Origin of the sequence: Bradyrhizobium sp. KB893862 SZCCT0404 (assembly GCF_018130885.1) — a bacterium.
Classification (GTDB): Bacteria; Pseudomonadota; Alphaproteobacteria; order Rhizobiales; family Xanthobacteraceae; genus Bradyrhizobium; species Bradyrhizobium stylosanthis.
This window is the reverse complement of sequence record NZ_JAFCLT010000001.1, coordinates 682,782-701,362: the sequence shown is the minus strand read 5'-3', so window position 1 is coordinate 701,362 and position 18,581 is coordinate 682,782. Positions and strand designations below refer to the sequence as shown.

Sequence of the window (18,581 nt, the reverse complement as noted above, 5' to 3'; positions counted from 1 at the left end):
CAACACTGGGGGACAGGTTATGGACGACGAGAAGCCGATCACCGAACAGGCGATGGAGACGATCACCACCGCCGTGGAAGCGACCAAGGACGCCGCGGTCACCGCGGTCAAGAAGGTCAGGAAAGCCGCCAAGAAGGTCGCGAAGAAAGTAGCGCCGAAGAAGGCAAAGAAGTCTTCGAAGAAGGCTGCAAAGAAGTCGTCGAAGAAGGCGGCCAAGAAGTCCGCGAAAAAGTCCGCCAAGAAGGCGGTGAAGAAATCCGCGAAGAAGGCCGCAAAGAAGAAAAAGAAGGCCAAGAAGTCCAAGCGCTGATCGCAAGCGACGGCACGTCTCCGGGCGCAAGCGCGCCCGGAGACGGCTCCAGCAGTACCCCTACCCCCGCCTTTTGGCGGCGCGCCGTCCCGGATGATGCTCGCCTTGCGGATCGCGGAACTCGCTGCGATGACCGCGCCGGTCCTCGGCATTGAAGCGCCGCCGCTTTGCCGGCGAGCCGAACGCCCTGATCACCTTCCTGCCGTTGACTTTCTTGATGACATAGCCGCCCTCCGTCATGGAGAACGGCTCCTTCAGCGTGCCCTTGTGGTCGAACTTGGTGCCGCGCGGGTGCTTGAACGGCTCGAACCAGGACGGGTAGACGAAGTTCGACATCTCGAAGCCGTCGACGCGGAAGGAATCCTCCTCAACGGCGTCGCAGACCTCGTAGGCATATTGCGTGTTCGGATTCTTGTCGGCCCAGAGATTGGCCATGGGATCGAGCACCATCTCGAACAGCTCGTGCGAGGCCGCCACGCTGACGGGCTCGTCGCCCAACGCCTTGACGAAGATCTTCGAGATCGGCTGGCCGCGATGGGTCAGCTCATGCCGCCCCAGCATGTTCTTGTGCGAGGCATCATCGAAATAGACGAGCTGCCAGTCCGAAGGCTTCGGCTTCTCGGTGACATAGAGGTCGACCGGATAGCCCCACACCGGGAGGAAGTGCCTGTCGTAGCATTTCTGCAGCGCCGCGGTGAGCTTGCTCATCATGCGGCCGCTGATCGTCTCGTCCGCGTAATTGATGCAGGCAATCCGGACCGGCCTCAGGGACCGGCCAAGCAGTGCGCGCCGCGCCTTCTTCATGGAAATCACCGTGTGAAAGGGAAGCTGAAATCAGCCCAGCCTAACACGGGCCCGTCCCGCACGTCAGGGATGTATTCCACCGCCTAGATCCGCCGGTTGACCACGAAGACCGCCGCCGCGCACATCGCCATGCCGGCGATCGCCAGCGCATCGAGCTTCTCGCCGAACAGCAGATAGGCCATCAGCGCGGTCACCGCGGGCACGAGGTAGAACAGGCTCGCGACCGATGTCGCCGCGGCGTGGCGGATCAGCCAGTACAAGAGCCCGATCGATCCGATCGAGAGCGCGACCGCAAGCCAGGCCAGCGCGAACACGAACTCCCGCGTCCAGTGCACCACCCGGTCCTCGAACAGGAAGGCGCCGACCGCAAAGAAGATCGTCACGGCCACGTACTGCACCAGATTGCCGGCGCGCCAGTCGATGTGATTGCAGTATCGGCGCTGATAGAGCGTGCCGAGCGTGATGCTGATCAGGGAGACCACCGAGGCGAGCCAGCCGAGCCCGGCTTCGCCGGTCATCGGGCGGTTGTGCAGGATCAGCACCACGCCGCCGAGGCCCAGCACGAGGCCGGCCCATTGCACCGGCGTCACCTTCTCGCCGAGCCAGCGGTTGGCGATGGTCGAGGTCAGGATCGGCTGCAGGCCCGGGATCAGCGCGGAGAGCCCGGCCGGGATCGAATGGGCGATCGCGATCGCGGTACCGCCGAGATAGAAGCCGTGGACGAGGATGCCGGCGACCGCGCTGTGGGCGATGCCGGCGCGGTCAGGCCATTTCGGCCGCGCAATGCCCGCGATGATCGCCATCAGGCCGACCACGATCGCCATGCGGATGGCGAGATAGGTCAAGGGGTCGGCGTTGTTGATGACGTATTTGGTGCCGATGAACCCGGTGCTCCAGAGCAGCACGAACAGGATCGGCGCGGCGCGGGCGGTCAGGGCTTCTTGATTTTGGTCCATTGCCGCCCTCATTGCCCCAAGGGGCCCCGTGCGGCAATGCGAATTTCTCGCCGGCGATGCTGCGCTGCGATGGAAGCGGCTCAGCTCAGCCGCTCACCATTCTTCCGGACAGGGATCGATGATCTTCCAGAGCTCGACACCGTTCTTGATCTTCTTCATGTCGGTGGTGAGCCCGCCATTGCGACGGATCCAGTCCTTTACCGTGTCGGGATAGTAGGACATCAGATCGGACGTCCCTTCCGCGCTGGTGACCTTGATGCCGAAGGTGAAGGCCTTGTCGTAATAGGCCTGGTGGAAGCCGAGGCTGGCCTTCGGCGTCACGCAGATCTTGTTCATCGGCACGATACCGAGCACCAGCGTGCAGGCCGAGTTGCAGATGCCGTCGATGATGACGCGCTCGCCCTTGTCGCGGACCCGCTTGTACTTGACCTTGTACTCTTCGACGTAGCCGCCATGGTCGCGGGTGATGTGCAAATCGGCCCGCGCCGGCGTCGTGGCGGCGAAGCAGAGCAACAGCAGGCTCAGAAGCGTGATGCGCATGGCGAAGGACGGTGAAAACCTTGCAGGAACGGGCCGGCCTCGAAGAGCACCCCAGGCGACCGGCAGGAATCTAGCCGAATTCTTCTTGGTCATACTTGTGTGGGGAATTCGTTAAGCATCCCGAAAAGGCCAAAAATGGGCAGTCCGGGACGGCCCTTCCGGCAATTCTGTCACACCCAGCCGGGAATCTGCGGGATTGGCCCCGGATTCCGCCCGCCGGAAGGGTGTCCCGGCGGTCCGAAATGGCTATAACAGCTGAGCTATTTGCGCAGGTTCCGGAGAATCGAGATGAGCAAGTTGAAGCTTGTAGCCGCAGTTGCTGCCCTGTCGGCCGCAATCCTCGCCCCCAGCCTTGCCGAGGCCCGGCACCATCACCGGTACCACCGCCATTACACCAGCCCGTTGCCCTACCCGATCAGCTATCTGCACAATTACGGCCCCGGGATCACCGCCGGCACCTTTGCCTATTATGACGGTCCGTCGACCAACCATTGCTACCGGAGCTCGGCTGCCTATGTCGGCCAGGACCGCCGCCGGCACCCCTGCTACTGAGGGACACCGGCGCGTCCACGGCGGGCGCCCTTATTTCGCGGCGCCCGACCGCAGCAACTGCTTTTCGATCTCATAGACCGGCAGCTTGACGAGGTCCTTGCCGACCTCGCCCCGGAGCGCCTTGCGCACGCCGTCCGAATAGTCGGCGCGGATCATGCCGAGCGCGCGCGGTGAGGCCACCATGGTCAAGGCCGTGGTCTCGCCCGAGCTGACCGCGGCGTCGAGCCGGCCGGCGAGGCTCCGCAGGAAGGCGCGCTCGGCCTCGTCGTGCCAGTCGGTCTGCTCGACCGAGCTGCGCGCACCGCCGGATACGCCGTGCAGCCGACCGGGCGCATCGCTTCCTTGCGCGCTCGTCGAGGGATTGGGCTGCTCGTGCACCTCCCTGGTGTGAAGGTTCGGAAACATCTCGTCGCCGAGATTTTCCAGGATGAGCGCCTTGCGCCCGTCGCACACCACCAGCCAGTCGCCCTTGTCGATTCTCATCTTGTCCATTGCACAGCTCCAAACAACAGTGGGCCGGGACCGATGCGAACCGCCGGCCGCGCTTCGCATTCCGCGAAGTACTGCCCACGACGGCAAGACTAGGCACGAAGCGGCGGGCGCGACTTGCGCAGGATCAAGCATTGCGGCGGTGTCCCGCGCAGCATGGCCAGCGGCACGAAGCTGAGCTAGTATTGCCAGGCTGGATCAGTCATACGGCGAAGTAGCTGAAGATTTGTTCATCAGCATTACATTTCGGTTCCGCCACAATTTGATCAGAACAACTTCGATATCCTGTATTGCGTAAGCGGAGGAAGACATCATGAAGCTTAAGATTGGCCTCGTCGCCGCGTCCCTGTTTGGTGCCATCCTGGCATCGCCGGCGGCGTCAGCCATGCCTATTGCGCCTGCACCTGCGGTCCCGCAGGTCTCCGACGTCGAGCAGGTCCGTATGGTCTGCGACGCCTGGGGGCGCTGTTTCTGGCGTCCGAACTATTATGGTTATTACGGCCCGCGGCCGTACTACGGCCCCCGCTATTATGGACCGCCGCGCTATTACGGCGGCTACGGCCCGCGCTATGGCTATTACGGCTACCGCCGCTGGTAACGTTTTGAAGGGGCCCTCAGGGCCCCTTCGCTTTTGCGAGATCGCGAATTCACCATGGGCGCGCAGCGCCGGGCTGGAGCCATTCCAAAACTGATCTAGATCAAAGTGGAAATCCGCCGCGACGTCATGCTGCACCCATGGCCGATTTGATCGTTTTCCGATGCCCCCAGACGGGCATGAACGTGCAGACGCATCTGGAAAAGCAGCTGCGACCCGAAGGACGGAGCTTCGAGTCCTTCGCATGCCCCGCCTGCACGCGCCTCCATTTCATCGACCTCGTCTCCGGCCAGGCGATGAGCCGGGACCGTTGACGGGGACAAAATCCGGCGGACAACTTGGCATGATGTCCGCAATACTACGGCCCGGAATCCGGTTTACGGAAGCAGGATGTTTAGCCATTGATGGCAATGTACTGACGTTCATTTAATTGTCACATTGCAGCAACGGCCAGACGCATGTTCGATGCCCTTGTCCCGTCCTCCGCGCTTCAACTGATCGGCTTTGCCGACGTCGATGCCTTCAGGCCGATCGAGTCGATGGAGGATGCGAGAAGCATTCCGCTCGACGTGACCGGTTTTGCGGCTGCCCGCGCCGTCGTCTCGCTGCCGGCCTGCCGCATCATCGTGATGCGCTCCTTCGCGCGCATCCTCGATGCGGCCTATCGGATGCCGGGCGGGATGGTGATCCTGTCGATGACCGACGACCTTCAGGTCAATTCCAAGGGCATGGATCTCGATGCCCGTTCTTTCGTTGCGCTCCGCGGCAACGACGAGTGCCATTTCGTCGAGCCCCAGACCAACCATCACGCGATGATCATCCTCTCGCCGGGCCTGAAAGACCGGGGCTGGTTCGATCACGCCGACGATTTGCGGGCCTATGCCGCGAACCGGGCCGCGCTGCTCCACACGCGCCAGCTCGTGCTCGACATCCTGCGAACCGCCTCCGTGCAGCCGTTCCTGTTCGAGACCACCGAGGCGGCCTCGCACCTGCAGGAAGGCCTGCTGCTCGCGCTCGACGATCTGTTCCGGATCGGGATGGGTCCGGACCGGGGCACCTCGGTCCAGGGCGGGCGGTCGACCAAGCTGGTGCAGCGGATCGATGATTACGTCGCGGCCTATCCGACCTCGCCGATCTATACGGCCGATCTCGCTGGCGAGTTCGGCGTCTCGGTCCGCACGCTCAGCGGCGCCGTCAGCAAGGTCCGCGGCATGAGCCTGCACCAGTACATCCGGCTGAAGCGGCTGTGGGCGACCCGTGCCCGGCTGCTCAAGGGCGGCGGCGCCAGCGTCGCCACCTGCGCGCGCGCCCAGGGCTTCCATCACATGGGAGAGTTTGCGGCGGCCTACCGCGCGACCTTCCACGAGGCCCCCTCGGACACGCTGGCACGGGGACGGCGCACCGGTCTTTAGACCGGCCGACGCCGCAAGCGGCGGCGGAGCCGTCCGGCCTCGGCATTGCCCGGGAATGCGACGGTGGTGGGACCAGGAAGGGCTGGCGCGCTCGGAAGGATTCGAACCTCCGACCCTCGGAATCGAAATCCGATGCTCTATCCAGCTGAGCTACGAGCGCCCTGGCCCGGGATCGGGCCGCAACCGAGACGCGCGGGACCGTGACTGGCGAGCCAGCGCACCGGACGGCGTTCGGACGCGTTCGAATTAGCAGAGAGGCAGGCCAATAAAAAGCCCTCCCCGCCTCGATCGAGGCGGGTCATGACCGGCTTGTCACCAGGTCGTGTTGAAGAGGCCGAAATGCGGCTGCTGGGCCACCATCATCGGCCGGCCATATTGCGGCCCGCCATATTGATATTGGGGGGCCGGATGCGCCCTGGCGACCTTGCGCTTGGGCGGAGCCTGCTGCGGCTTGGCATCGGCCTTCTTGACCGCGGCGGCATCAGCCTGCGATCCCGGTGTGAACTGGGCAAAGGTATCGCGCACCCGCGCCTTGGCCGACATCTCCGCCAGGGCCGCTGCCGAGGCGGCATCCGGCGGCTGCGGCGCTGCGACCGCGGCGGTCTTCACCGCGGACGGGGCAATGGTCGGTTGGCTGGTGTCGAGCACGACGCGCTCGGGCAGATGGCGATCGGACCGGATCCGGATCAACGGCTGGTCGTTGCTTGCGGTCGCGACGGCCTGCGTCACGGACGAAGCCGGCGCAACGAAGCTCACCGCCAACAGCAGCGCGAGCAACGCTCCGCCGACAAACACGAAATACCGAAAGATGGGCATTGGCCGCACTCCGCCCCCCGCATCCCCGCGTGGGCTCTCCGCCTTAACAGGCGATACTCTGATTGGTTCCTGGCCCGGCCCTTGGGTTCAAATAGCGCCGAGAAGTTTTTCCCCAAGACCGGGACCCCATCCGCACACGGTAACTTTTCCGCTACCGGTGAACGCCGCGCCCTTACGCCCGCCGTGCAGCAACCAGCGAGCACTTCGCCTGATCGGCGTTAACGTTGACGTAGCCGACCGGAATGCGGGCGAAGGTCTTGCGGCTCTTCATGCTGACGGTGTCCGTGAGCACGCGGCTGCGAGCCGTGAGAGGCGTGCCGTCGCGACGCGTGAAGGCGCAGACGATCTCGACATCTGTTACGGCATAGTCGTTGTCATTTCGCACGGTGAACGTCACCAGCGCCCTCGAGCCGAGGCCGCCACGCCGCCAAGTCTGCGATGAAATCCTGAGACGATCCAGTTCTGCCGCCGCGGCAACCGGAGCTGCAGCCTCAGGCGAGACCGCCGCCGCATCGCCCGGAGCAGCCGCCTCGGCGGCTGCCACGTCCGACTTGACCGGCTCGGTGCTGTTGCCCTTGGAGAACGGCATCAGCATCCAGATGCCGCAACCGACGATGACGGCCGCCAGCAGCCACAGCAAGCCTCGGCCGAACGAGACGCTCGCAACCGTCACGGCCCGGGCCAGTCGCTCGCCGGTCTCGGCAAAGCGTCCCAAGCCGATCCGGTCAAGCCTGGCATTCATGGTTCACCACCGATTGCCGCCGAACTGCGTTGCACGACGCAGTGGTCCACTGCTTACCTTAACCCGGGAGAGGAACTAAGGTTCCCGCGCGCTTTAGGCGAGTCGGGGGACGGTGGTGATTACCGGCCCGGACCGCTAACATGCGCCGCAACATCGAAAGACCCGTCGGGAGAATACGAAATGCCAATCGCCGTCACCTGGGATCACGTCCATCTGCGCAGCCCCGATCCGGAGGCCACGGCGGCTTGGCTGCGGGACATTCTCGGTGGCGAGATCGTGCGCGCGCCGGGACGGATCGACGTCAATCTCGGCGGCGCAAAAATCTTCATCGCCCCGCTCGAGGGCGACAATGCCGTCAACCCGCCGCCCCCGCACCCGCATCAGGGCCTCGATCATTTCGGCCTGACGGTGAAGGACATCGACGCCGTCGCGGCCGAGATCAAGGCGAAGGGCGTCACCTTCACGCGCGAGCCGACCACCATCCGGCCCGGCGTGCGCATTTGCTTCATCCGCGGCCCCGAAGGCATCTCCATCGAGCTGCTCGAGCGCGACAAGAAATACACCTGACACCGCGCGAGCCGCGTCAAGCAACAGCGCGACCGGGCGGTGTGCCGCCTGGCGCGCTTATGTCATGCTGCCCGGCATGAAGCAGCGGATGGTGACACCCATGTAGCCGTAGATCGGCCACACCATGGTGCGCCCCACCCGGTTCGGCTCCGAGATCACCGCTTCCTCGGGCACGTCGACCCAGACGAGTTCCTGCTGCTGGCCGTCGCGCGCGTCGCCGTGGCGCGGGACGCGGACACGATAGTGCCCGTCCTTGCTCTCCCAATCGGTATCGGAGAGCGCCGAGCCGTCGGCGTCGGAGCAACACGGCCCCTTGGCACTTCGCAGGCCGTCGAACCAGGCCTTCAAATCGGCATTGGTGTTGACGAATTGCCCCCGGTCGCGTGCATGCCCCAAGGGCGCTGCGAGCGCGATCAGAGCTGCGGCGCAAGCCAGCCGCGTCACGCCTCGCCGGCGTGTCGCTCTGCCAATTCGCCATACTTCGCTTTTGCAATTCGTGGGACGCGCACTGTACAGACGCGGCTCATCGCCGCCGGAATCGATCCAGTTGCTCACGTTTGTCTTGCTCCAGCACCCCGCGGCCAGTGCAACAATGGTTATGCATTTCGCGGGCCAAACTTGATTCGCAGTGACTGGCCTCGCCTCATGATGAGACCGTCATATCGAAGTCACAGACAAGTCGGGACAATTACGGTCCGCGCTCAGACAAAAGGCTTGCCCGCCGGCAAACTGCCGCGTTGCGCGACGGGATCGGCTTTGGCATAAAAGCAGGACCGGTTACGCCATTGGGCGATGGCGGCCGGCCGACGGGACGTGATGAAGAACGGCCTCTATTCGATCCACGTCACGCTGCTCGATGGTCGAGTTGGCAAGGGCAGCGGCGTGATTCTTTTCCGCGACGGCAAGATTCTTGGCGGCGACGCCTATCTCTATTACACCGGCAGCTACGTGGTGAAGGACGACCACACCTTCAAGGGCGAGGTGCTGGTGCAACGGCACACCTCGCCGCGCGGCGATGACAATCCGCTGTTCGGCGGTCCTGCTCCGGTCGGCATCGGCGTCAGCGGCACCTACACCGACACGCGCGCGGAGATGACGGGCACCGCACTCGTCGGCAAGGCCAGCCTGATTTTCGGCGCCACCCTGCACAAGCTCGCCGAAGCCGACTAGATCACCAGCCGACTACATCACTCCGCCGCCTGCTCCAGTGGCGCGGTGCGCGGCAGGATCATCTGGATGCGCGTGCCCCCGCCCGGTTCGGAATCCAGGTCGAGCCGGCCGCCCAGGCGATTGGTGACGATGCTGTAGACGATGTGCAGGCCGAGGCCGGTGCCGCCCTGGTCGCGCCGCGTCGTGAAAAACGGATCGAAGGCGCGGCGGCGAACGTCGAGCGACATGCCGCAGCCATTGTCGGAAAAGATGATCTCGACATTGTCCTTGCCGGACTCGCGCACCTGGATGTCGATCGTCCCCGGCCGGCCGTCCGGAAAGGCGTGCGCGACCGAATTGAGGAACAGATTGGTCAGCACCTGCCCGTACGGCCCGGGATAGCTGTTCATGGTCAGATCCGGCTGGCACTCGACGTTGAGCGTCAGGTTGTGCTTACGGAGGCCCGGCCGCAGGCTCATCACCACCTGCTCGGTGAGGTCGCCGAGGTCGAAGCTGCGCTGGTCCGAATAATTGCGGTCGGCCGCGACCTGCTTGAACGACTGGATCAGCTCGGCGGCACGGTTGAGATTGGAGACGAGCTGCGAGGACGCGTCGCGACTGGTGTTGAGGAAGTCGTTGAGCGTGGAGCGGCGCAGCTCGCCGCGCTCGACCTCGGAGGTAAACAACGCGGTCTTGCGCTCCAGTGCGGAGGCGACCGTGAGGCTGATGCCGACGGGATTGTTGACCTCGTGCGCGACGCCGGCGACCAGACGTCCAAGCGCCGCGAGCTTCTCCGCCTCGATCAGCGAGGCCTGGGTCTCGCGCAGATTGCGCAGCGCGGTCTCGGCGGCTTCCTTGGCTTTGCGCATCTCCTGCTCGCCGCGCTTGCGCTCGCCGATGTCGAGCGCAACGGTGACGATGCGCTCGATCTCGCCCTCGGCATCGAGCAGCGGCAGCTTGTTGACCAGCCATTGCCGCATGTGACCGGACGAGTCCTTGTACTCCTCCTCGTAGAAACCGAGCCCCTTGCGAAGCTTGAGCACCCGCTTGTCGCTTTCGTCGGACTTGGCCGCGCCGTAGCGCGACATCAGGTCGGCCGTGGTGCGGCCGAGCGCATCGCCGGGCTCGATGCCGAAGATGCCGGCCATGTAACGGTTCATCAGCACGTAGCGCAGGTCGCGGTTCTTGACGTTGATGACCGCGGGCACCGTGTCGATGACCTGCTGGAGCAGACGCCGGCCTTCGGCGATGGCGTCTTCCGCCCGCTTCTGGTCGGTGATGTCGCGCAGCGTGCCCTCGTAGCGGACGATATTGCCCTGCTCGTCCCGCACGCCCGTGGCACTGTCGGAGAGCCAGAGGACGTTGCCGCTGCGCTGGCGCACCTGGTACTCGAATTCGCGCACGATGCCGTCCCGCGCCATCAGCCGCTGATATTCGTCGCGCGCCTCGGGATGGACGTAGATGGTGTGGGCGATGTCGTTGATGCTGTCGATCAGCTGCTGCGGGCTGTCATAGCCCATCATCCGTGCCAGCGCCGGATTGGCGTTGAGGAGATCGCCCGCCGGCGTCGTGACATAGATGCCGTCGACCGAGCCCTCGAACAGCTTGCGGTAACTCTCTTCGGCCAGCCGCTGCTCGGTGAGCGCGCGCACCGCCGCCTCGCGCGCGGTGTCGGCCTCCTCCAGCGCGCGGCGGAACACTTCGGCGGCCCGCGCGATGTCGCCGATCTCGTTGTCGAGATCGGCCGACGGGATCGAGGTGTCCTTCTGCCCGGCCGCAAGCGCGCGGATGGACCGCGCGATCTGGGCCAGCGGACGCACCGTTCGCCCCACCACGAAAGCGGCGGCGAGGATGCCGATCAGCACGCCGATCGAGCCGAGCACGATGCTCTGCCAGCGTGCCTCGGTCAGCGTACGGGCAAAATCGCGCGACAGCACGTGGCCGCGGCGGGCTGAAACCTCGCGCAGCAATTCGGTGACGCGGCCGATCAGCCGGCCCTCGGTGCCCAGCACCTCGCGGTCGATGTCGGCGATCTGCCGTTCCCGGACGGCCACCGCCATGATCGCCTCGGCGTAGTCGTTCACGGCCGCCCTCAGCCCGGGATCGACGATGTCCATCGCCCGCATGCTCTGCGCGGACTGCTCGGCCGCGGACGGGTTGCGCGCGAGCAGGCCGAGCGCGATCCGACTCTGCGCCTCCGACAGGCGGGACGCCAGCTCGCGGTCGGCGGTGCCGGCGACGGCCGCGTCGAACCGGTCGCGCAGCGGCGGCAGGCCGGCGAGCAACTGGGCGCGGCGGTCGATCAGGGTCGAGATCCGCTCGAGGCCGTTGCGATAGGTTGCAAGCCGCTCGGTGACCCCGTCGATCATGTCCTGCTGCTCGGGCGCGAGCTCGATACGGGTCTTCTTCAGGATGTCGCTGAGGGTGGAGGCCGCCTCTCCCACCTGCTTGAACTGGATGCCGGCGCCGGGATCGGTGACGAAGTCGCGGGCGGCGAGCCGCAGCTCGTTCATGCGGCGGTCGATGTCCTCGGCGAGGTCGCCGACGCTCTGGAGCCGCTGCAGCTCGGCAAAGGTCGTGTCGATGTGGCGGATCGCGATCACGCTTGCGGCCGAGGTGACGATGATCACCGCCAGCACCAGGATGAAGCTTCCGAACGTCAACTGGCCGATGGACAGCGAAAAGATTCGCTTTTTCTCGGGGGGCGGCGTCAATTCGGCGGACATTGGTTGCGTTGAGGACCGGGCTGCTGGAAGCCCAATATACGATATTGCCGGCTCGGGGGAACATGCCTGCCGCCCCGGAACATCCTTAATATCTGGGTACTTGGCCCCCTTTCCGCGTCCGGTTTATGACGTTTTGACGCTGGCCCGCCATCCGGCCGGGATCGTCATGGCAGCAACGCCGAGGACGACGCAGGCAAGCCCGATCCAGGCGGTCCGGCTCAGGGTTTCGCCGAGGAAGGCGACGCTGATGGCGACCCCGATCGGGACGCGCAGATAGGCCTGCGCGGTGGTGCCGACCGAGCCCAGGGTCTGGATCAGGCGGAAGTAGATCGCAAACGCGGCCGCGGTCGAGAACACCGCGAGCGCGAGCAACGCCAGCACGGAACTGAGCGAGGGCGACACCGTCCAGGGCTGCTCGACGGCCAGCGAGGCCGGGATCAGGACCGCCGCCCCCGCCAGCAGCGAGCCGGCCGCGGGCGCCATCGGATCGAGCCCCTTGAAGCTGCGGCCGAAGATCGCGGCGCAGGCATAGCAGATGGTGGCGGCGACGATCGCGGCCTCCGCGATGATGCCGCCGCCGATGTCGTGGAAGGCATCGGTGCCGACGATCAGCAGGATGCCGGCCATGCCGGCCACCACGCCGAACAGCTTTCGCGCCGTGGTCGCCTCGTGGCGGGTGACGATCGCGGTCAGCAGGAACGTGAAGATCGGGCCGGCCGAGTTGAGGATGGTGGCAAGCGCCGCATCGACATGGCGCTCGCCCCAGGCGATCAGCGTCCAGGGGATGACGCTGTTGAGCACGGCCTGGAACGCGAAGCGCTGCCAGGTCGCCGCATCCGTCGGCATGCTGATGCCCCGCGCCCACATGACGAGGAGCAGCAGCAGCCCGGCGATCGCGGTGCGCGCCGCGATCAGCGTGATCGGCGGGATGGTGGCGACGCCGAGCTTGATGAAAGTGTAGGAGCCGCCCCAGAGCGTTGCCAGCGCGACCAGCAGCGCCAGCTCGACGGCGATGTTGGTGTCCTGCTTGCTGTCCATTGGGCGTCCCGTCCATTCCGCGTTGGACGGAACCTAGCGCGTCCGCGCGCGCCGATACTTCGCTGCGTGTCGAAGTATATCAGCCGACCGCGCCGACCTCGAACACCTCGCCGTCATAGCCGGCCTCGCGGGGAATGCGGAGCTGGCGGCCGGTTGCAGTCTTGGTCATGACCGGCATCACCGTGACGATGGACATGCCCCTGGCGTGGTCGAGCGCGGCGCTCACGCTGCCCTGCTTAGCCAGCCGGATCAGGTTGCGCGTGGTCGGGAACGGCAGCTTGAAGCGGCCGCTCTCGCCGCCCTCCACCGCCTCGCGCGCCGAGAGCCAGATCGAGTCGGTCGACTCGCGGCCATCATGCGCGCCGAGCTGGTCGGGCGGTGCCGCGGCGAGGAAAAACCAGGTGTCGAACCGCTTCGGCATGCCCTCGGGCGTGATCCAGTGCGCGTACGGCACCAGCGTATCGAGGGCGAGCTGGAGGCCGTTGTCGTCGAGGATTTTCAGGAAGCTGATCTTGTGCTCGTTGAGCGCAATGCGATGCTTGTCCGCGATCTCGCCGGCACGCTTGGCATCGACGGGCGCGCCCGAGTCCTTCGCGCGCGCCAGCAGGATGCCGCTCTCCTCAAACGTCTCGCGGATCGCGGCGATACGAAAGCCGCGATCCGATTCACTCAGGCCTTCGCCGCCGGAATAGAGGTCGGCGCGGGCGACGATCTCGTTGTCGCCGGCATCGACGCTGCCACCGGGAAACACCAGCGCGCCCGAGTTGAACTCGATCTGATGATGGCGAACCATCATGAAGATCTCGACCTCCTTGGCTCCGTCGCGGAGCAGCAGGATCGTCGACGCCGGACGTGATGCTGATGTCTCGGCCATGCAACTAACCTGCGGCGCTGGATTGCGGGCCGAGATTGGCGCGCTTGTCGAAACGGGCGACGCGCGACAGCAGATAGTCGACCTCGGCCTTCGCCGTTGCCGTTATCGTCGCGCCGGGCTTGCGCTGCGCGCTGGAGGCGATGATGCCACGCTTCTGCAGCACGTATTTGCGCACGGTCAGGCCGACACCGGGCTGCTGCTCGTAGCGGATCAGCGGCAGATGGGCGTCGAAGATGTCATGCGCGGCATCGCGCTTGCCGGCCTTGGAGAGGTTCACGACGTCGATCAGCAGCTCGGGGAAGGCGTAGCCGGTCATCGCGCCGTCGGCGCCGCGCTCCATCTCGAAGTCGAGGAACGTGCCACCATTGCCGCACAGGATCGACAGCGGGCGGAGCGAGCCGTCCTTCTGGAAGCCGCGCAGCGTCGAGATCTTCTCCAGGCCCGGCCAGTCCTCGTGCTTGAGCATCACGCAGTTCGGATTGTCCATGACGATCTTGCGGATCACGGCCGGCGTGAACACCACCGACAGCGTCAGCGGATAGTCCTGCAGCACCCACGGAATATCGGGCCCGATGGCCTCGGCCGCCTGCTTGAAATAGCCGGTGATCTGGTCGTCGGTGCGGAGCGAGGGCGGCGGCGCGATCATGACGCCGGCCGCGCCCGCGTCCATCGAGGCCTTGGCCAGCGAGCGCATGGTGGCAAAGCCCGGCGCGGAGACGCCGACGATCACCTGCATCTTCTTGGCGCGCTTGACGTAGCGCACCGCCACCTGCTCGGCCTCGGCGGCGTCGAGCTTCGGGGCCTCGCCGAGGATGCCCAGCACCGTGACGCCGTCGCAGCCGACCTCCTCGTAGAAATCGGTCAGGCGGTCGATCGAGCGCTCGTCGATCCGGCCGTCATCGTGGAACGGCGTCGGCGCGATTGCGAAGGTGCCCTTGGCGTCGGCGGTCAGTTTCATCAGTCTCTCTCTTTCTCCGTCATTTCGGGGCGCGCGCAGCGCGAACCCGGAATCTCCAGGTTCCGGGTTCACGCTGCGCGTGCCCCGGAACGACAACAACGGCTAAAACCTCCGCGCGCCCATCTTGATCTGCTCCTCGGAGAAGAAGATCTCCTTGGCATGCTCCACGATGTCCTGGGCGTTCCAGCCCGTATGCGGCGGTTTCCAGCCTTCCATCTCCATCATCCGCATCTCGCGCACGCCGCGGGGCCCGGACACGCCCAGCACCTTGCCGGTCTGGTCGCCCGACAAGTCGCTGACCATGTATAGCACGGCCGGCGCGATGCCGTCCGGCCCCAGCGCCGCCGAGGGGTTCTCCTTATAGCGGGGCAGGTCTGCGGTCATGCGGGTCAGGGCACCCGGGGCCAGGGTCCAGATCCGGATGTTGTACTTCCGGCCCTCGATCGCCAGCACGTTGGACAGGCCCCAGATGCCGCCCTTGGCCGCGCCGTAATTGGTCTGGCCGAAATTGCCGATCAGGCCCGATGTCGAGGAGGTGTTGACGATGACGCCGCCCCCGTTTTCCCGCATCCAGCGAAACACCGGCATGGTGCAACAAAAGGTACCCTTCAAATGGACCTTGATGACCTTGTCCCAGTCGGATTCGCTGGCCTTGGAGAAGGTCTGGTCGCGCAGGATGCCGGCATTGTTGACCAGGATGTCGGCGCGGCCGAAATGCTTGATGGCGTCGTCGAACACCGACTGGCCGCCCTCCATGGTGGAGATGTCGGCACCGTTGGCGACCGCCTTGCCGCCCTCGGCCTTGATCGCGTCCACCACGAGCTGCGCCATCGACTTGTCGGCGCCGGAACCGTCACGGGGCCCGCCGAGATCGTTGACGACGACCGAGGCCCCTTCCCGCGCGAACAATTTTGCGTAGGCCTCACCGAGCCCCCCGCCCGCGCCGGTGATCAGCGCAACCTTGCCGTCGAGTAGTCCCATGGTGGCCTCTCCCTGTTTGTTTTTGTTTTCTTGCGTGTCCCGGACGCGATGCAGCGTGAAGCGCTGCGTCGCAGAGCCGGGACCCAATTCTTTCTTCGCCTGGGCTTTCTGGGCCCCGGCTCTGCAGCGCACCGCACTGGACGATGCTGCGCATCGCCAGGGGCGCTGCGCTGCGTCCGGGGCACGAGACCGAATTAACCCAGCACCGTCTTGCCGTTCTTGATCACCGTCACCCCGCGCGACTTCACCTTGGCTTCGAACGAGATCGTGTTGCCGTCCTTCCAGAGGTCCATGGTCACGGTCTCGCCGGGATAGACCGGGGACGAGAACCGCGCGACGTGCTGGCGGAAGGCGGAGGCGTCGTAGTCGGCATAGGTCTGCAGCACGCCGCGGCAGGTGATGCCGTAGGTGCACATGCCGTGCAGGATCGGGCGCGGGAAGCCGGCCTTCTTCGCAAACTCCGGATCGGAATGCAGCGGATTGCGGTCGCCGCAGAGGCGATAGACCAGCGCCTGGTCGGGACGCGTGACGATGTCGATGGTCTTGTCGGGCGAGCGCGAGGGAATCTTGTGCGGATCGGGCTGGGTCAGGTTCGGCCCGCCAAAGCCGCCGTCGCCGCGGGCAAAGCGCGAGGCGACCAGCGTCGCCAGCTTCTCGCCCTTTTCGTTCTTGAGTACGGTCTGGTGCGCGATGACGACGCCCTTGTCCTTGCCCTTGTCATAGACCTCGACCACGGAGGAGTCGGCCGTGATGTTCGCGGCGACCGGCAGCGGCTGATGGAAGGTGATGTCGCGCTCGCCGTCCACCACCATGACGCGGTTGAGATTCATCTCGCCCGGCCCCGAGCCCCACGCGGCGACGGACGCAAAGGTCGGCACCACCTTCAGCGGCCGCGGCGTGAACGTGCCCTCGTTGACGAAGGCGAGCTCGTTTTCATCCATCGGATCGGCGCCAAGGCCGATGCCGTAGGCGTAGAGCATGACCTCGCGATCGCCATAGGCATATTTCTGGCCGAGGTTCTTGAGGGCCTTGAGCTCTTCGTATCTGGCGGACATTTTTCTGGTTTCCTCCCGGCATTCGTCTCAGCGAGCAGCGGCGCTCGTTAATGCGCCCTCTCCCCTTGCGGGAGAGGGCTGCGAGAGCCGCCGTGCGGCGAACTCATTTGGGTGAGGGGTTGCTTCCACATCGACAGCTCTCTCCGCGGAGACAGACCCCTCATCCGGCGCTTCGCGCCACCTTCCCCCGCAAGGGGGGAAGGAAGAAAGCAATCAAGCCACCGTGAAGAACGGCAGCGGCGCGCCGTCCGTGGGCTTGAACACCACCTTCACCTTCTGGCCGATCTTGAGCTTCTCGAGATCGCAGTCGACGAAGTTGGTCTGCACCGACGGCCCCTCCTTCAGCGTGACGTAGCCGATGGCATAGGGGCCGGTCGGCGACTTCCGCATCAGGCTCCAGGTGTAGATCGTGCCCTCGCCCGAGGCCTCCTCCCACACCGTCTTGTCGGAGTAGCAGAACGGACAGATCGAGCGCGGGAAGTAATGCGCCTCGCCGCAGGCGGTGCAGCGCTTGATCATGAACTTGCCCTGCTTCGCGGCATCCCAGAACGCTGCGGTTTCCGGATTGGTCACCGGTGCCGGATATTTCTTTGCTTCGCTCATCACACGCGCTCCAGAATGGCCGTCGAGGCGGCGTGGCGAACACCGAGAAGGCCGCCGGTGCCGTGGGCGATGGCGAGATCGCAGTTCTTCACTTGAACCTTCGGATGCGCCTCGCCACGCAGCTGCCTGACGGCTTCGATGATCTTGGTCATGCCGCCGCGATTGACGGGATGGTTGCTGCAGAGGCCGCCGCCATCGGTGTTGAACGGCAGCTTACCGACGCCCGAGATCAGATTGCCGTCGGCGACGAACTTGCCGCCCTCGCCCTTCTTGCAGAAGCCGAGGTCCTCGAGCTGCATCAGCACCGTGATGGTGAAGCTGTCGTAGATCGAGGCGTATTTGATGTCCTTCGGCGTGATGCCGGCTTCCTCGAACGCACGCGGGCCGGACCAGATTCCGGCGGAGTAAGTGAGATCGAGATCCTTGCCGCCGCGCGGGCCCTTCATCGCCTCGCCATGGCCGATCAGCTTGACCAGCGGCTTCTTCAGGCTCTTGGCAATCTCGGGCGTCGTCACGATCAGCGCGCCGCCGCCGTCGGAGACGACGCAGCAATCCATGCGGTGCAGGGGATCGGAGATCATCGGCGAGTTCAAGACGTCCTCGACGGTGACGACGTCCTTGAGCATCGCATGCGGATTGTATTGCGCATGATGCGAGGCCGCGACCTTGATCCAGGCGAGCTGTTCGCTGGTGGTGCCATAGTCGTGCATATGGCGCATGGCACACATGCCATAGGCATTGTGCGTGGTCGCGCCGTAAGCGGATTCGAAATCGACCTCGGCGCCCGCTGCGCGCGGCGGCATCACGCCGGTGCGCGGCTTGCCCGCCAGCGTGATCAGCGCGATCGAGCACTTGCCCGCGGCGATCGCCTCGGCGGCATGGCCGAGATGGATGATGTAGGAACAGCCGCCGGTCTCGGTGGAATCGACATGGCGCAGCTTCTTGGTGTTCAGGCCGAGATAGTCGACCATCGGCCAGGCGCCGCCGGGCGCATCGCCCGCGCAGAAATAGCCGTCGACGTCATCCTTGCTGATCCCGGCATCCTCGATCGCGCCCTTGGCGACCTCGGCGTGGAGCTGGGCGGTGGATTTGTCCGGCGCATGCCGGGTCGGGTGTTCGTAGATCCCGGCAATGTAGGCCTTGCCCTTGATGGTCAAAACAGAGGTCTCCGCTCGCGTTTCTTCTTGGCTCTTTTTTCTGAACCGAGGTGGCCGGATTGGCAAGCGCGGAAATATTCCGCCCCGCGAGAGGGCAGCGGGTGGGCGCAAAACCAGCACCGTCATCCTGAGGTGCGAGGCAAGCGGCGCAGCGCGCCGCTTGGGGAGCCTCGAAGGATGCACGGCCGAGCTGTGTCGGCGCACTCCTCGCGGCCCCAGCCGGGCGTCGCCCTTCGAGGCTCGCCGAAGAGGCGAGC

Annotated in this window: 22 protein-coding genes and 1 tRNA gene; 7 read left to right on the top strand and 16 right to left on the bottom strand. The window is 65.3% G+C overall.

Annotation, left to right across the window (positions count from 1 at the left end; genetic code table 11):
- Positions 1–19 precede the first annotated feature (19 nt).
- Positions 20–310, top strand: coding sequence for a histone (locus tag JQ617_RS03520; RefSeq protein WP_212024440.1), 291 nt, complete (start codon positions 20–22; stop codon positions 308–310).
- Positions 311–370: 60 nt separating this feature from the next.
- On the opposite strand, the gene JQ617_RS03515 is transcribed toward JQ617_RS03520, so the two are convergent.
- From JQ617_RS03515 to JQ617_RS03505, 3 genes are all read right to left on the bottom strand, one after another.
- Positions 371–1,114, bottom strand: coding sequence for a hypothetical protein (locus JQ617_RS03515; protein WP_212024438.1), 744 nt, complete (start codon positions 1,112–1,114; stop codon positions 371–373).
- A gap of 83 nt (positions 1,115–1,197) precedes the next feature.
- Entirely contained in the window at positions 1,198–2,070 is an 873-nt protein-coding gene (locus JQ617_RS03510) for a DMT family transporter (protein WP_212024436.1), read from the bottom strand.
- 93 nt (positions 2,071–2,163) lie between these two features.
- Positions 2,164–2,610: a hypothetical protein gene (locus JQ617_RS03505; RefSeq protein WP_063682830.1), complete on the bottom strand. Its 447-nt coding sequence runs from the start codon at positions 2,608–2,610 to the stop codon at positions 2,164–2,166.
- Positions 2,611–2,898: 288 nt separating this feature from the next.
- Here JQ617_RS03505 and JQ617_RS03500 point away from each other — a divergent pair, with 288 nt between their 5' ends.
- Complete coding sequence (locus JQ617_RS03500) at positions 2,899–3,162, top strand: hypothetical protein (RefSeq protein ID WP_063682829.1); 264 nt, start codon at positions 2,899–2,901, stop codon at positions 3,160–3,162.
- A gap of 30 nt (positions 3,163–3,192) precedes the next feature.
- Here the strand turns inward: JQ617_RS03500 and JQ617_RS03495 are convergent, their stop codons facing one another.
- Complete coding sequence (locus JQ617_RS03495) at positions 3,193–3,654, bottom strand: host attachment protein (protein WP_212024434.1); 462 nt, start codon at positions 3,652–3,654, stop codon at positions 3,193–3,195.
- Between the two features lie 310 nt (positions 3,655–3,964).
- Between JQ617_RS03495 and JQ617_RS03490 the strand changes: the two genes are divergently transcribed.
- The 3 genes from JQ617_RS03490 (at position 3,965) to JQ617_RS03480 (ending at position 5,658) form a co-directional block, all read left to right on the top strand.
- The gene (locus JQ617_RS03490) at positions 3,965–4,249 is read left to right on the top strand and encodes a hypothetical protein (protein ID WP_212024432.1); all 285 of its coding nucleotides are present in this window, start codon (positions 3,965–3,967) and stop codon (positions 4,247–4,249) included.
- A gap of 137 nt (positions 4,250–4,386) precedes the next feature.
- Complete coding sequence (locus tag JQ617_RS03485; protein ID WP_212024430.1) at positions 4,387–4,560, top strand: hypothetical protein; 174 nt, start codon at positions 4,387–4,389, stop codon at positions 4,558–4,560.
- Between the two features lie 144 nt (positions 4,561–4,704).
- Entirely contained in the window at positions 4,705–5,658 is a 954-nt protein-coding gene (locus JQ617_RS03480) for an AraC family transcriptional regulator (protein ID WP_212024428.1), read from the top strand.
- An 83-nt stretch (positions 5,659–5,741) separates the two neighbouring features.
- Here JQ617_RS03480 and JQ617_RS03475 read toward each other — a convergent pair.
- The 3 genes from JQ617_RS03475 to JQ617_RS03465 form a co-directional block, all read right to left on the bottom strand.
- Positions 5,742–5,818 (bottom strand) — tRNA-Arg (locus tag JQ617_RS03475).
- A 152-nt stretch (positions 5,819–5,970) separates the two neighbouring features.
- Positions 5,971–6,474, bottom strand: a complete 504-nt coding sequence (locus tag JQ617_RS03470; RefSeq protein WP_212024426.1) for a hypothetical protein — start codon at positions 6,472–6,474, stop codon at positions 5,971–5,973.
- Positions 6,475–6,646: 172 nt separating this feature from the next.
- A complete protein-coding gene (locus tag JQ617_RS03465) occupies positions 6,647–7,216 on the bottom strand; it encodes a hypothetical protein (protein WP_212024424.1) in 570 nt (189 codons plus the stop codon).
- Positions 7,217–7,396: 180 nt separating this feature from the next.
- Between JQ617_RS03465 and JQ617_RS03460 the strand changes: the two genes are divergently transcribed.
- The gene (locus JQ617_RS03460; protein ID WP_063682807.1) at positions 7,397–7,783 is read left to right on the top strand and encodes a VOC family protein; all 387 of its coding nucleotides are present in this window, start codon (positions 7,397–7,399) and stop codon (positions 7,781–7,783) included.
- A gap of 57 nt (positions 7,784–7,840) precedes the next feature.
- On the opposite strand, the gene JQ617_RS03455 is transcribed toward JQ617_RS03460, so the two are convergent.
- On the bottom strand, positions 7,841–8,338 hold the full coding sequence (locus tag JQ617_RS03455; RefSeq protein ID WP_212024422.1) for a hypothetical protein: 498 nt from the start codon (positions 8,336–8,338) through the stop codon (positions 7,841–7,843).
- 261 nt (positions 8,339–8,599) lie between these two features.
- Between JQ617_RS03455 and JQ617_RS03450 the strand changes: the two genes are divergently transcribed.
- Positions 8,600–8,953 (top strand): GrlR family regulatory protein, encoded by a 354-nt coding sequence (locus JQ617_RS03450; RefSeq protein WP_212024420.1) that lies wholly within the window; start codon positions 8,600–8,602, stop codon positions 8,951–8,953.
- A 17-nt stretch (positions 8,954–8,970) separates the two neighbouring features.
- Here JQ617_RS03450 and JQ617_RS03445 read toward each other — a convergent pair whose 3' ends face one another.
- From JQ617_RS03445 to JQ617_RS03410, 8 genes are all read right to left on the bottom strand, one after another.
- Positions 8,971–11,658 (bottom strand): PAS domain S-box protein, encoded by a 2,688-nt coding sequence (locus tag JQ617_RS03445; RefSeq protein WP_212024418.1) that lies wholly within the window; start codon positions 11,656–11,658, stop codon positions 8,971–8,973.
- Positions 11,659–11,781: 123 nt separating this feature from the next.
- Entirely contained in the window at positions 11,782–12,696 is a 915-nt protein-coding gene (locus tag JQ617_RS03440; RefSeq protein WP_212024416.1) for a DMT family transporter, read from the bottom strand.
- A gap of 79 nt (positions 12,697–12,775) precedes the next feature.
- On the bottom strand, positions 12,776–13,570 hold the full coding sequence (locus JQ617_RS03435) for an NUDIX hydrolase (RefSeq protein WP_212024414.1): 795 nt from the start codon (positions 13,568–13,570) through the stop codon (positions 12,776–12,778).
- Positions 13,571–13,574: 4 nt separating this feature from the next.
- Positions 13,575–14,528, bottom strand: coding sequence for a dihydrodipicolinate synthase family protein (locus JQ617_RS03430; protein WP_212024412.1), 954 nt, complete (start codon positions 14,526–14,528; stop codon positions 13,575–13,577).
- Positions 14,529–14,630: 102 nt separating this feature from the next.
- Positions 14,631–15,509, bottom strand: coding sequence for an SDR family oxidoreductase (locus tag JQ617_RS03425; RefSeq protein ID WP_212024411.1), 879 nt, complete (start codon positions 15,507–15,509; stop codon positions 14,631–14,633).
- A 194-nt stretch (positions 15,510–15,703) separates the two neighbouring features.
- Complete coding sequence (locus tag JQ617_RS03420; RefSeq protein WP_145660300.1) at positions 15,704–16,564, bottom strand: MaoC family dehydratase; 861 nt, start codon at positions 16,562–16,564, stop codon at positions 15,704–15,706.
- Positions 16,565–16,777: 213 nt separating this feature from the next.
- Complete coding sequence (locus JQ617_RS03415) at positions 16,778–17,167, bottom strand: Zn-ribbon domain-containing OB-fold protein (RefSeq protein ID WP_015685453.1); 390 nt, start codon at positions 17,165–17,167, stop codon at positions 16,778–16,780.
- Positions 17,167–18,324 carry a thiolase family protein gene (locus JQ617_RS03410; RefSeq protein WP_063682799.1) on the bottom strand — a complete coding sequence of 386 codons (1,158 nt, stop codon included), beginning with the start codon at positions 18,322–18,324 and terminating at the stop codon, positions 17,167–17,169. Before JQ617_RS03410 ends, JQ617_RS03415 begins: the two co-directional genes overlap by 1 nt.
- Between the last annotated feature and the right edge of the window lie 257 nt (positions 18,325–18,581).

What these genes read in the sequence shown, in the direction of transcription:
- JQ617_RS03520 (WP_212024440.1), top strand. Translation starts at nt 20, where the DNA reads ATGGACGACGAGAAGCCGATCACCGAACAGGCGATGGAGACGATCACC.
- JQ617_RS03515 (WP_212024438.1), bottom strand. Translation starts at nt 1,114, where the DNA reads ATGAAGAAGGCGCGGCGCGCACTGCTTGGCCGGTCCCTGAGGCCGGTC.
- JQ617_RS03510 (WP_212024436.1), bottom strand. Translation starts at nt 2,070, where the DNA reads ATGGACCAAAATCAAGAAGCCCTGACCGCCCGCGCCGCGCCGATCCTG.
- JQ617_RS03505 (WP_063682830.1), bottom strand. Translation starts at nt 2,610, where the DNA reads ATGCGCATCACGCTTCTGAGCCTGCTGTTGCTCTGCTTCGCCGCCACG.
- JQ617_RS03500 (WP_063682829.1), top strand. Translation starts at nt 2,899, where the DNA reads ATGAGCAAGTTGAAGCTTGTAGCCGCAGTTGCTGCCCTGTCGGCCGCA.
- JQ617_RS03495 (WP_212024434.1), bottom strand. Translation starts at nt 3,654, where the DNA reads ATGGACAAGATGAGAATCGACAAGGGCGACTGGCTGGTGGTGTGCGAC.
- JQ617_RS03490 (WP_212024432.1), top strand. Translation starts at nt 3,965, where the DNA reads ATGAAGCTTAAGATTGGCCTCGTCGCCGCGTCCCTGTTTGGTGCCATC.
- JQ617_RS03485 (WP_212024430.1), top strand. Translation starts at nt 4,387, where the DNA reads ATGGCCGATTTGATCGTTTTCCGATGCCCCCAGACGGGCATGAACGTG.
- JQ617_RS03480 (WP_212024428.1), top strand. Translation starts at nt 4,705, where the DNA reads ATGTTCGATGCCCTTGTCCCGTCCTCCGCGCTTCAACTGATCGGCTTT.
- JQ617_RS03470 (WP_212024426.1), bottom strand. Translation starts at nt 6,474, where the DNA reads ATGCCCATCTTTCGGTATTTCGTGTTTGTCGGCGGAGCGTTGCTCGCG.
- JQ617_RS03465 (WP_212024424.1), bottom strand. Translation starts at nt 7,216, where the DNA reads ATGAATGCCAGGCTTGACCGGATCGGCTTGGGACGCTTTGCCGAGACC.
- JQ617_RS03460 (WP_063682807.1), top strand. Translation starts at nt 7,397, where the DNA reads ATGCCAATCGCCGTCACCTGGGATCACGTCCATCTGCGCAGCCCCGAT.
- JQ617_RS03450 (WP_212024420.1), top strand. Translation starts at nt 8,600, where the DNA reads ATGAAGAACGGCCTCTATTCGATCCACGTCACGCTGCTCGATGGTCGA.
- JQ617_RS03445 (WP_212024418.1), bottom strand. Translation starts at nt 11,658, where the DNA reads ATGTCCGCCGAATTGACGCCGCCCCCCGAGAAAAAGCGAATCTTTTCG.
- JQ617_RS03440 (WP_212024416.1), bottom strand. Translation starts at nt 12,696, where the DNA reads ATGGACAGCAAGCAGGACACCAACATCGCCGTCGAGCTGGCGCTGCTG.
- JQ617_RS03435 (WP_212024414.1), bottom strand. Translation starts at nt 13,570, where the DNA reads ATGGCCGAGACATCAGCATCACGTCCGGCGTCGACGATCCTGCTGCTC.
- JQ617_RS03430 (WP_212024412.1), bottom strand. Translation starts at nt 14,528, where the DNA reads ATGAAACTGACCGCCGACGCCAAGGGCACCTTCGCAATCGCGCCGACG.
- JQ617_RS03425 (WP_212024411.1), bottom strand. Translation starts at nt 15,509, where the DNA reads ATGGGACTACTCGACGGCAAGGTTGCGCTGATCACCGGCGCGGGCGGG.
- JQ617_RS03420 (WP_145660300.1), bottom strand. Translation starts at nt 16,564, where the DNA reads ATGTCCGCCAGATACGAAGAGCTCAAGGCCCTCAAGAACCTCGGCCAG.
- JQ617_RS03415 (WP_015685453.1), bottom strand. Translation starts at nt 17,167, where the DNA reads ATGAGCGAAGCAAAGAAATATCCGGCACCGGTGACCAATCCGGAAACC.